The organism is Anaerococcus sp. NML200574, assembly GCF_026131665.1.
Taxonomy (GTDB): Bacteria; Bacillota; Clostridia; order Tissierellales; family Peptoniphilaceae; genus Anaerococcus; species Anaerococcus kampingae.
In genome coordinates this window covers 1-10,573 of record NZ_JAMXSM010000042.1, presented here as the reverse complement: position 1 = coordinate 10,573, position 10,573 = coordinate 1, and the positions used below count along the sequence as shown (strand labels likewise).

The window sequence follows — 10,573 nt, the reverse complement described above, 5'->3', positions numbered from 1 at the left end:
ATATTTTCGAAGAAGATTATAAGTCAAAGATTTATAATATAAAGGAAAGATTTTCGGTATCGTCTATGACAAGTCAAGTGGCAAAAACGATGAACCTAGAGGATAAGAGCCCTTGCCTTAAAATAAGAAGGCTGTCCTACGATTTAGAAGATGATCTTATAGAATATACCCTATCTTACGCAAGGGCGGACCTCTTCTATTATGAAACTTCATATACCCACAACTAAAATACATCATCATATATATTTAAATTAAATAATATATATCGTATATTATTATTTTAATATTAAATTGTACGTTTTATTAATAAAGATAATAAACCTATAAGAGGATTTTTTTATAAGATATGAATAGAATTTATCTTATAAAAAATTCTCTTATCCCTCCTGTATTAATAATGGGCCTAATCTTGATGAAAACTTTCATCTTCATTATATCTAATATTTCCTTTATTTCTGAAATCAAATATAGGCTATAATTCAAATTTTTATTAAAAATCTAGCTTAATTTTCTTATTCATTTTCATATTGTGATACTAAAATATAATTAGCCTAACCTTATATATTTGTTTAGATTAAAGAATTCATATGAATTTTGATGATACAGAAAACTTTGAGCGGCAACTATTATTTTAAATACCCAGAGAATTTCCTAATGTGAAATACAATTTATCAATATTTTTATAGTCAAATATATGAATTTTAGCTTTATATACATGACTTATAGATTCAAACACCAACTTGACAAAATCGTTTTCTTAAAATACATTATTATCAAACAATTATAAACATAAACAAACTAAACAAAACCCATATTAATATATAATTGAAATATCATAGTTTGTCTAAAGTTCTGTTTGGCTAAATTAAAATAAGGAGGGGTTTATGAGTATTTCTTATAATGAAGAGAAGAGGATATTTAGTCTTCATACAAAAAACACTAGCTACCAGATGATGGTTGATGAGTTTGGGCATTTGTTTCACCTATATTATGGGCCTTTGAATCATGGAGATATGGATTATTCTATTGGAAAGGTTTATATTCCATTTTTGGGAAATCCTAATGAGGTTAACACCGATAGGTCTTATTCTTTGGATGCTTTGCCACAGGAGTTTCCTACTTTAGGAACTGGGGACTTTAGAAATTATGCCTTGAATATTGAAAATAGTGATTCCTCCCAGTCTTGTAGGCTGCTGTTTTATGATTATAAGATTAGTAAGGGTAAATATGAATTATCAAAGCTTCCTCATATATGGGCGACAGATGATGAGGCAGAAAGCCTTGAAATAATACTAAAAGATCCAGTAAGCGATATAGAAGTTAGTCTTCTATATGGGATTATTCATGATAAAGATGCTATAACAAGAAGTGTTATCATAAGAAATAGAGGCAATAATCCTGTAAAAATCAAGAAAGTCATGACTGCCTGCTTGGATTTCCTATCGGGGGATTTTGATGTGATTAATTTTTATGGCAAGCATGCTATGGAAAGAAATTTTGAGAGGGTAAGTCTTGACCATGGTACTTATTCATTTTCTAGCAGAAGAGGTGCTTCTAGCCACCAGTACAATCCTGGGGTGATCTTGGCTGATAAGGATGCAAAAGAAGATTTTGGCAACTGTTACGGTATGCTCTTTGTTTATAGTGGCAATTTCTTGTGCCAAGTTGAAAAAGATCAGATCAATCAAACAAGGCTTCTGATGGGCCTTAATGACGAATTGTTTGATTATCCTTTGGACCCAGGCGAAGAATTTGTGGCTCCAGAAGTTATTATGTCATTTTCATCCGAAGGATTATCAAAATTATCCAATAATTATCATAAATTATTGCTAAATAACTTGTGTAAGTCTAAGTTTGTTAAAGAAACTAGACCGGTGTTAGTAAATTCTTGGGAAGCAGCGTATTTTGATTTTAACGCAGATACTCTTGTAAATCTTGCCAAAGAAGCAGCCGACCTTGGAATAGATATGGTTGTTATGGATGACGGCTGGTTTGGCGATAGAAATGATGACAATAGCTCGCTTGGTGATTGGTATGTCAATGAAGAAAAATTGGGCTGCACTCTAAATGAGCTTGTAAATAGGGTAAATGACCTAGGGGTTAAGTTTGGCATTTGGATTGAACCTGAAATGATTAATGAGCTAAGTGAGCTTTATGAAAAATACCCTGATTGGGCTATCAAAATTAATGGAAGAGACCCTATACGCTCTAGAAATCAACTTGTTTTAGACTTTTCGAGGAAGGAAATTAGAGATTATATTTTTGAGAAAATATGCAAGGTGATAGATCAGGCTAATATAGAATATATCAAATGGGATATGAATAGGTCTTTGGATGATGTTTATAGTGGGACTTTGACCTATGATTATGTATTAGGTTTGTATGAATTTTATGAAAGATTGATTGAGAGGTATCCAAACATACTCATAGAAGGATGTAGCGGTGGCGGAGGAAGGTTTGATGCTGGAATAATGTATTATTCTCCTCAAATCTGGACTAGCGATAATACCGATGCCATAAACAGAACAAAAATTCAGTATGGGTCATCTTTCTTTTATCCAATAGCCTTTACAGGATCTCATGTTTCTGCTGTTCCAAACCACCAAACAGGAAGAACTACCAGCCTTAAAACTAGAGGTATTGTTGCAATGGCAGGAACTTTCGGATATGAAATGGACCTATCAAAGCTAGATGATTCTGAAAAACAAATTGTAAAAGACCAAGTAAAGACTTACAAAAAATACGAAAAGTTAATTCGCTTTGGAGATTATTACAGGTTATCAAATCCTTTTGAAGATGAAAGTGCTGCTTGGATGTTTGTTTCAGAAGACAGGTGTGATGTGCTGGTTAATCTTGTAAGGACCTATATTGAGGCTAATATGCCAGTGGGTTTTGTTAAGCTTAAGGGTCTTGATAAGGAGGCTTTCTATATTGATGAAGAAAGTAAAATGATATATTCGGCAGTTGCCCTAATGGAAGTGGGCCTTGCCTTGCCAGTTGCTAAGTCAGAATATGAGGCTTATCAATTTAAGCTTAAAAAATTATAGAAATATAAAAATCAACAAAAGGAGGAGTTATGACTAGAGAGATATTTTTAGGAGTAGATGGGGGAGGAACAAAAACAGCCTTTATCCTATCAAAAGAAGGAGAAGAATTCTACCACAAGGAAAAAACCATCCACCTAAGCCAAGTATCAAGAGAAGAGTTCAAAAAAAGAATCGAAAATGCTATAGCTAGCTTGACTAATGAAGCAAATATAAGCAAAGAAGACATAGCCTATACCTTTGTATCTGTACCAGGCTATGGTCAATATCCTGATGATGAGGCCTTCATAGACGAAAGCTTAAGAGAACTTCTAGGATCTGATAATTTTAAGGTAGGTAACGACTGTCTAAATGCATGGGCAGGATCCCTAAATGCCAAGCCAGGCATCAACCTAATCTTAGGTACAGGATCAATAGGTTTTGGTCTAGATGACAAGGGAGAAAGCATGAGATGTGGCGGTTGGGGGCCACTAATAGGAGATGAATCAAGTGGTTACTATATTGGTAAGAGATTAGTCAATTATTTTACCAAGCAAAGTGACGGTAGAATACCAAAAACCCTACTCTATGATGAAATTAAAAAAGAGCTAAATATAGATGATGATTTTGAAATTATTCCTCTAACAGATGGCATGACAAGAGATGAGCTAGCAGGAATTGGCAAGATATTTTCAAAACTAATAGAAAATGAGGATGAGTGCGCCCTAGAACTATTAGATAAAATCGCCTATGAAGCAGCTCTTACAATCAATACTTTAGGTAAAAAGCTAAGTTTTGATGGAGAAATATTAGCGTCTTATTCTGGTGGAGTTTTTAACCTTGGAAAGGCCTTAACAGATGCTATAGAAAAATACCTAGATGAAAATATCAAATTAGTAGCGCCATACGCAGACCCAACTATGGGAGCTTTAATATTAGCTAAAAAGTATTGTGAAGAAAACAAATAAAACATTAAAGACTTTTTGTATAATTTAATTTTATACGAAAAGTCTTTTTTTATGAAAAATATATCACTATTAAATTATTTTATAGTAAAACAAACATAAACGAAAAATAAAAAAATAATCTACAAATTAGAAGACAGAGGGTTAGAAGTTAAATATTTTTATAAAGCTTATATTTTGAAAAGTCTAGTTAAAATCATGTATTAGAGGCCCATAAAATTTTTATAAAATGAATATAGATAGGCAATTATAAAAAAATAATAAAAATTTTTAAGAAAAAGCTTGACAAAGAAATCAATTTCCTGTATACTGAAATCGAACAAAAACAAAAAAAAGAAAACACTATCAAACAAAAAACTTCAAACTCATTAAATTTGGAACTGACATGGAAATCATTTTGGATTATCATGCGGAAATATAAAAAGGAGGTAGTATGAAGGTATTTCTAGCATCCGACATGGATGGAAAAGGGCTAAAGGATGCTTTAGTCGAAGAAGTAAAGAGACTTGGCTATGACTATGAAGACCTAACTCAAGAAGGATTCGACCTAGTAGATAGCTCAGAGGCAGTATGTAAGAAACTCCTAGAAGTAGATGGGATGCTTACATCAGGATCAGATGACCAATCAGTAGGAGTAGTAATCGACAAGTACGGTGCAGGATCCTACATGGCTTGTTCAAAGCATAAGGGAATGATAGCAGCAGAAGTAAGTGAAGAAAGATCAGCCCTAATGACAAAAAGACACAACGGAGCAAGAATCCTAGTCATGGGATCAGCCATAGTAGGCGAAGAACTAGCAAAATCATGTTTAAGATCATTCTTATCACACGGCTATGACGGAGGCCGTCACCAAATAAGAATAGACATGTTAAACAAAATGCTTTAAGGAGGTCTAAAATGAAAATAGCATTAGGATGCGATCACATAGTAACAAGCCTAAAGATGCAAGTATCAGATCATCTTAAAAGCCTAGGCCATGAAGTTTATGATGTAGGCTGCTACGACAACACAAGAACCCACTACCCAATCTACGGCAAAAAAGTCGGAGAACTAGTAGGAAGTGGACAGTGTGACCTAGGAGTCGTCCTTTGTGGAACAGGAGTAGGCATCACAACAGCAGTAAACAAGGCATTCGGCACCAGATGTGCCCTAGTAAGAGATGTAGAAACAGCAAGAGCCGCAAAAAGAGAGCTAAATGCCAACGTAATAGGCTTTGGCGGAATGATAGTCGGCAAGGACCTAGCTTTAGAAATAGTAGATGGATTCTTAAATACAGAATATGAAGCAAGTCCAGAAAGAGAAAAAATAATCGAAAAAATCATGGCTATCGAAGAAAATTACAAAGAAGATAAGGAAAAACAAGTAGCAAACGATGGCTTCTTTACAGAATTCATAGAAAAATGGGATAGAGGGGAGTATCACGACTAAGCTTTATGACAGATTTAATCAGAAAAGATAATGTTTATATATCTGATGCCTTGGATAGTGATAGTCTTTTTGAAGAAGTTTACAAAAACCTTTATGCTAAGGATTTGGTAAAAGAAAATTTCTTAGAGAAAATAAAGGAAAGAGAGGCATCATATCCAACTGGCTTAGATATGTCGGTTGTAGATGAAAAATTAGCTAATATAGCTATTCCTCATACAGATCCAGACACATGTAGATACACAGGGATAGTACCTATTAAGCTTAATAACAAAATCAAGTTCAATAATATGATTGATCCTAGTATAGAAATGGATGTGAGTTTTGCCTTTATTATATTAAATGAAGACGGAAATGAGCAGACAGATATGTTAGCTAATATTATGGATTTTGTGACAAAGACGGAAGACATAAACAAATTATTTGAGATGGATGATACTGAAGAAATTTATAATTTTATAGAAGAAAGGTTTTAAGGAGATATTATGATTAAAATTTTAGCAGCTTGTGGAGCAGGAGTTAACTCAAGTCACCAAATCAAGAACGCATTAGAAAATGAAATGAAAACTAGAGGCTATCAAGTAAAATGTGATGCGGTAATGATTAAGGATATTACAGAAGATATGCTAAGCAAATATGATATTTTTGCACAAATATCAAAAACTGATTTAGGTTTTGATGTAACTATTCCAGTAGTTGATGCAGGAGCTATCTTATACAGAATGCCAGCAATGGCTAAACCTGTTTATGATAAGGTTGAATCTATAATAAAAGAAAATAATTTAAATTAATTAAGAGGTAAAACATGAATGGAATAATAGAATTTGCTAATGTTACATTAGGTAAATTTATGGATATTATAACTCCGGCTGTACTTATGATGCTTGTACTTACAATCATCTCAGTAGCAGTAGGTGTTAAATTCACAAAGGCCCTTGAAGGTGGTATCAGACTAGCGGTATCTATCACTGCTATAGGGGCAATAATGGGTATTTTGACAGGCGGTTTTGCTGATGCTTTGCAAGCTTTTGTAGAAAGAACGGGTATAGAACTATCAATCACAGATGTTGGTTGGGCACCACTTGCAACAATCACATGGGGATCACCTTATACATTATACTTTTTATTGGTTATGATAATTGTAAATATAGTGATGTTATTTTTAAACAAAACAAACACTTTAGATGTTGATATCTTTGATATCTGGCACTTAGCTATCACTGGATTATTTGCAATGTATATGGGTGCAAACCTAGTAGTTACTACTATATTAGTAATATTTATAGGTGTTCTAAAGATATTAAACTCAGACTTAATGAAGCCTACCTTTAATGATTTGCTAGATGCACCTGAAGAAAATCCGATGACTACAACACATATGAACTATATGATGAATCCTATAGTTATGGTGTTTGATAAGATTATTGATAAAGTTTTACCATTTTTAGATAAATATGATTTTGACGCAGCTAAACTAAACTCAAAGATTGGTTTTTGGGGATCTAAATTTGCAATAGGTATATATCTTGGATTATTTGTAGGATTTTTAGCTGGTATGAAATTAATGGATATATTCCAATTAGCATTTACAGCAGCTACATGTCTTGAGTTATTCTCAGTAATAGGACAATGGTTTATAGAATCAGTAGAGCCACTATCACAAGGTATTGCTGATTTTGCCAACAAAAAACTTGGCGGCAGACAACTTAACATTGGTCTTGACTGGCCATTTATAGCAGGTCGTGCAGAAATGTGGGCTGCAGCTAACGTTTTAGCACCAATAATGCTTCTACTTGCAATCATACTTCCTGGCAATAAATTACTTCCTTTAGGTGGTATCATTGCAATGGGTCTTACTCCATCACTTCTTGTAGTAACAAGGGGTAAACTAATCAGAATGATCCTTATAGGTGCCTTCATGTTACCAATTTTCCTATGGTCAGGTACACTTATAGCACCATATGCAACAAGTGCTGCAAAAGCTGTTAATGCCTTCCCAGAAAATCTTGCATCATCAGCTTTGATTTCACACTCTACACTTGAAGGACCAATAGAAAAGTTTGTTGCTTACTTTGTAGGTCTAGCAAATTCTCAAGGTGGAATGCAAATATTGATTTGCCTTGGTGTAATAGCAGTTTATCTTGGATTATTCCTATGGTATAGAAAAGAAATGATAAAGAGAAACGAAGCTTATAAATTAGAAAATAAGTAAAAAAGTGACCAGTGATTAATATCACTGGCTTACTTTTAGATATAATAAGAGATTTTTTACAAAAATAATATATAATGTTATTAAAAGATTAACTAGCCCTTATTATATTAGATATGCAGTAAGGAATTAACGATGTTAAAAGAAGAAAGACAAAAGATAATTCTAGATAAGTTAAAAGAAAATGACATTATCCAGGTTTCTCAGATGACTGACCTTTTGGATGTTACTGATATGACTATTAGGCGTGATTTGAAGGAGCTTGAGGATAAGAAGCTACTTGTGAGGATTCATGGGGGAGCTAGCAAGATTGATAAGGCTCGTCCTAGGGAGTTTTCTAATGAGGAGAAACTTCTTACGAATGAAGACCTTAAAATAGAGATCGCTAAGAAAATTAGCGGACTTTTGATGGAAGATCAGAATATTTTCCTTGGTGCAGGCTCAACTATAGAATATGTTAGCAAATTTTTGGGCGATAAGAAGCTAAATATTTTTACCAACTCCCTCTATCTTTTTAATAAATTAGTCTTTCTTGATAATATTAATATTAAGCTAATTGGAGGAGAATTTAGAAAGGTTACGGGTGCTTTTGTGGGCGCTCTTAGCCTTGAGCTTGTCACAAAGATGAGGTTTAACCAAGCCTTTATAGGCGTAAATGGGATAAATAAGGGCAAGGCCTATACTTATAGCCCAGAAGAAGGAATTTTGCAAAAGATGATTCTTGATAATTCCTTAGAGAGCTTCCTTGTGGCAGATTCCTCCAAGCTTGGTTATGAGGACTTGTATCATTTTTATAATCTGGAAGATGCGAAATTCATCACAGATCATGAAATAAGGCCAGACCAGGTCCTAGAAATTGAGAAATATACAGAGATAATAAAGTAATTCCATAAAGGAGAATAGATGATTTTAACAATCACAGCAAACCCTTCTGTCGACATGTCCTACCAGTTAGAAACACTTAATATAGATGGTGTGACAAGGACTGATAGGGTAATAAAACATGCTGGTGGTAAGGGTATTCACGTAGGCTATGTCCTAGGTGAATTAGGAGATGAAGTTGTTCATTCAGGCTTTGTAGGCGGTAAGCTTGGAGAATTTATTGAAGAAGGCCTAAAGGAAAGAGGTCATGAGGCTAGATTTGTAAAAATCAAAGAGCCAACAAGAAATTGCCTAGCCATCCTACACGAAGGCAAACAAACAGAAATCCTTGAAGCAGGGCCAACTATAAGCCCAGCTGAAAGGGAAGAATTTATCAAAAAGCTTGATGAAATAAGTGCAGGCTGCAAGGTAATTTCCATGTCAGGATCCCTTCCTAAAGGCCTTGATTCAAGCTTTTATGAAGAGATAATTGCCTATGCCAAAAACAAGGGTGTTTTTGTGGCAGTTGACACATCAGGACAAACCCTAAAAGATGTGGTAAATTCAAAAATCAAGCCAGACCTAATAAAGCCAAATGAAACAGAAGTGGCAGATTTACTTGGTGAGGAAATTACCAAGGATAATATCAAAGAAGCTCTTAAAAAAGCTCCTCTTGCAGATATTGACTATGTCATAGTATCCTTAGGAAAGGAAGGGGCAGTCGTAAAGGCAGGAGATAAGATATTTAAGGCAAGTGTTCCGGAAGTTACTGCTATAAATCCAGTAGGAAGCGGGGACTCATCACTTGCAGGGGCAATTTATGCCATAGACAAAGATAAAAGCCCAGAAGAAGTCATCAAAACATCGATGACCTGCGGCCTTTTAAATGTCTTAACAGAAGAAATAGCCCACATAGAAATAGAAAAGTTTGACAAATACTACGAGCAAATCAAAGTGGAGGAAATATAAGAATGAAAATTTCACAAGAAAAATTAGCAAATCTAAAAAAATTATTAAATGAAGATGGAGCCATCGCAGCCCTAGCCATTGACCAAAGAGGATCAATGGAAAAAATGATGGAAGCAGCAAACCCTAGTCTAAACAACGTCGAAGGAATAGGCACATATAAGGAATTAGTATCAAAAGAGCTTACACCTTTTGCATCATCAATCCTTCTAGACCCAATCTATGGTGAAAAGGGAATAAAGGCCAAGGATGCAAATGCAGGACTCATCCTATCCTACGAGCAAACAGGCTATGATGAATACGATGAGGGCAGACTTCCAAGATTAATAGACTTCATGAGTGTATTAAGAGCTAAAGAAATGGGAGCAAATGCAATAAAAACTCTACTATACTACGATTGTGATGATGACGAAAAGACAAACGACATCAAAAAAGCTTGGGTAGAAAGAGTTGGTTACGAATGTGAAGGTCTAGGTTTACCACACTTCTTAGAAATAATCACCTATGATAGAAATATGGATTCAGAAAAAGGTGCAGAGTATGCAAAGGTAAGACCACACAAGGTAAATAGCGCCATGAAAGAATTCTCAGACCCAAGATACAAGGTAGACGTATTAAAGGTAGAAACTCCAACAAACATGAACTTTGTAGAAGGTCTAGGCAAGGAAGAAGCCGTATACAGCAGAGAAGAAGCCATCAAACACTTCAAAGACCAAGCTGAATCAACAAACCTACCATTCATCTTCCTATCAGGCGGAATCACAGCAGAACTTTTCCAAGAGACCCTAAGACTAGCCAAAGAAGCAGGATCAAACTTCAACGGAGTCCTATGTGGTAGAGCTACATGGAAAGACTCAGTAGCAATTTTTGGTAAAGAGGAAAAAGAAGCTAAAGAATGGTTAGAAACAAAAGGAAAAGAAAACATCCAAACTCTAAATCAAGTACTAAAAGAAACAGCTCACAGCGTATTTGAAAAAATAGAAGAATAAAATATTAGAAGGGGCTGTTGCAAAAGTCCTAACATAGAAAAAGACGAGGAAATTAAACATCCTCGTCTTTTTCTGATACAATGTATTTATGAAACAAAATAGTAATACATCATCATTAACTAATCTTACACTAGT

11 protein-coding genes are annotated in these 10,573 nt (G+C 34.5%); all 11 read left to right on the top strand.

Going from position 1 to position 10,573, the window contains the following annotated elements; all coding sequences use genetic code 11:
- Window positions 1-227, top strand: a 227-nt coding sequence (locus NH286_RS09950) for a UTRA domain-containing protein (protein ID WP_265238640.1), incomplete at its 5' end; no start/stop codon positions are given.
- 657 nt (window positions 228-884) lie between these two features.
- Window positions 885-3,047, top strand: a complete 2,163-nt coding sequence (locus NH286_RS09945; protein WP_265238638.1) for an alpha-galactosidase — start codon at window positions 885-887, stop codon at window positions 3,045-3,047.
- A 29-nt stretch (window positions 3,048-3,076) separates the two neighbouring features.
- A complete protein-coding gene (locus tag NH286_RS09940) occupies window positions 3,077-3,991 on the top strand; it encodes an N-acetylglucosamine kinase (RefSeq protein WP_265238636.1) in 915 nt (304 codons plus the stop codon).
- A gap of 430 nt (window positions 3,992-4,421) precedes the next feature.
- Entirely contained in the window at window positions 4,422-4,874 is a 453-nt protein-coding gene (locus NH286_RS09935) for an RpiB/LacA/LacB family sugar-phosphate isomerase (protein WP_265238633.1), read from the top strand.
- Window positions 4,875-4,885: 11 nt separating this feature from the next.
- Complete coding sequence (gene lacB, locus NH286_RS09930; RefSeq protein WP_265238631.1) at window positions 4,886-5,416, top strand: galactose-6-phosphate isomerase subunit LacB; 531 nt, start codon at window positions 4,886-4,888, stop codon at window positions 5,414-5,416.
- A 5-nt stretch (window positions 5,417-5,421) separates the two neighbouring features.
- Window positions 5,422-5,889 carry a PTS sugar transporter subunit IIA gene (locus tag NH286_RS09925; RefSeq protein WP_265238629.1) on the top strand — a complete coding sequence of 156 codons (468 nt, stop codon included), beginning with the start codon at window positions 5,422-5,424 and terminating at the stop codon, window positions 5,887-5,889.
- Between the two features lie 9 nt (window positions 5,890-5,898).
- Entirely contained in the window at window positions 5,899-6,204 is a 306-nt protein-coding gene (locus NH286_RS09920) for a PTS sugar transporter subunit IIB (RefSeq protein WP_265238626.1), read from the top strand.
- Between the two features lie 14 nt (window positions 6,205-6,218).
- Window positions 6,219-7,625 (top strand): PTS galactitol transporter subunit IIC, encoded by a 1,407-nt coding sequence (locus NH286_RS09915; RefSeq protein ID WP_265238624.1) that lies wholly within the window; start codon window positions 6,219-6,221, stop codon window positions 7,623-7,625.
- A gap of 132 nt (window positions 7,626-7,757) precedes the next feature.
- Window positions 7,758-8,507: a DeoR/GlpR family DNA-binding transcription regulator gene (locus NH286_RS09910; protein WP_265238622.1), complete on the top strand. Its 750-nt coding sequence runs from the start codon at window positions 7,758-7,760 to the stop codon at window positions 8,505-8,507.
- Between the two features lie 18 nt (window positions 8,508-8,525).
- A complete protein-coding gene (locus NH286_RS09905) occupies window positions 8,526-9,452 on the top strand; it encodes a 1-phosphofructokinase family hexose kinase (protein WP_265238620.1) in 927 nt (308 codons plus the stop codon).
- 2 nt (window positions 9,453-9,454) lie between these two features.
- A complete protein-coding gene (locus tag NH286_RS09900) occupies window positions 9,455-10,438 on the top strand; it encodes a tagatose 1,6-diphosphate aldolase (protein WP_265238618.1) in 984 nt (327 codons plus the stop codon).
- Window positions 10,439-10,573: the final 135 nt, after the last annotated feature.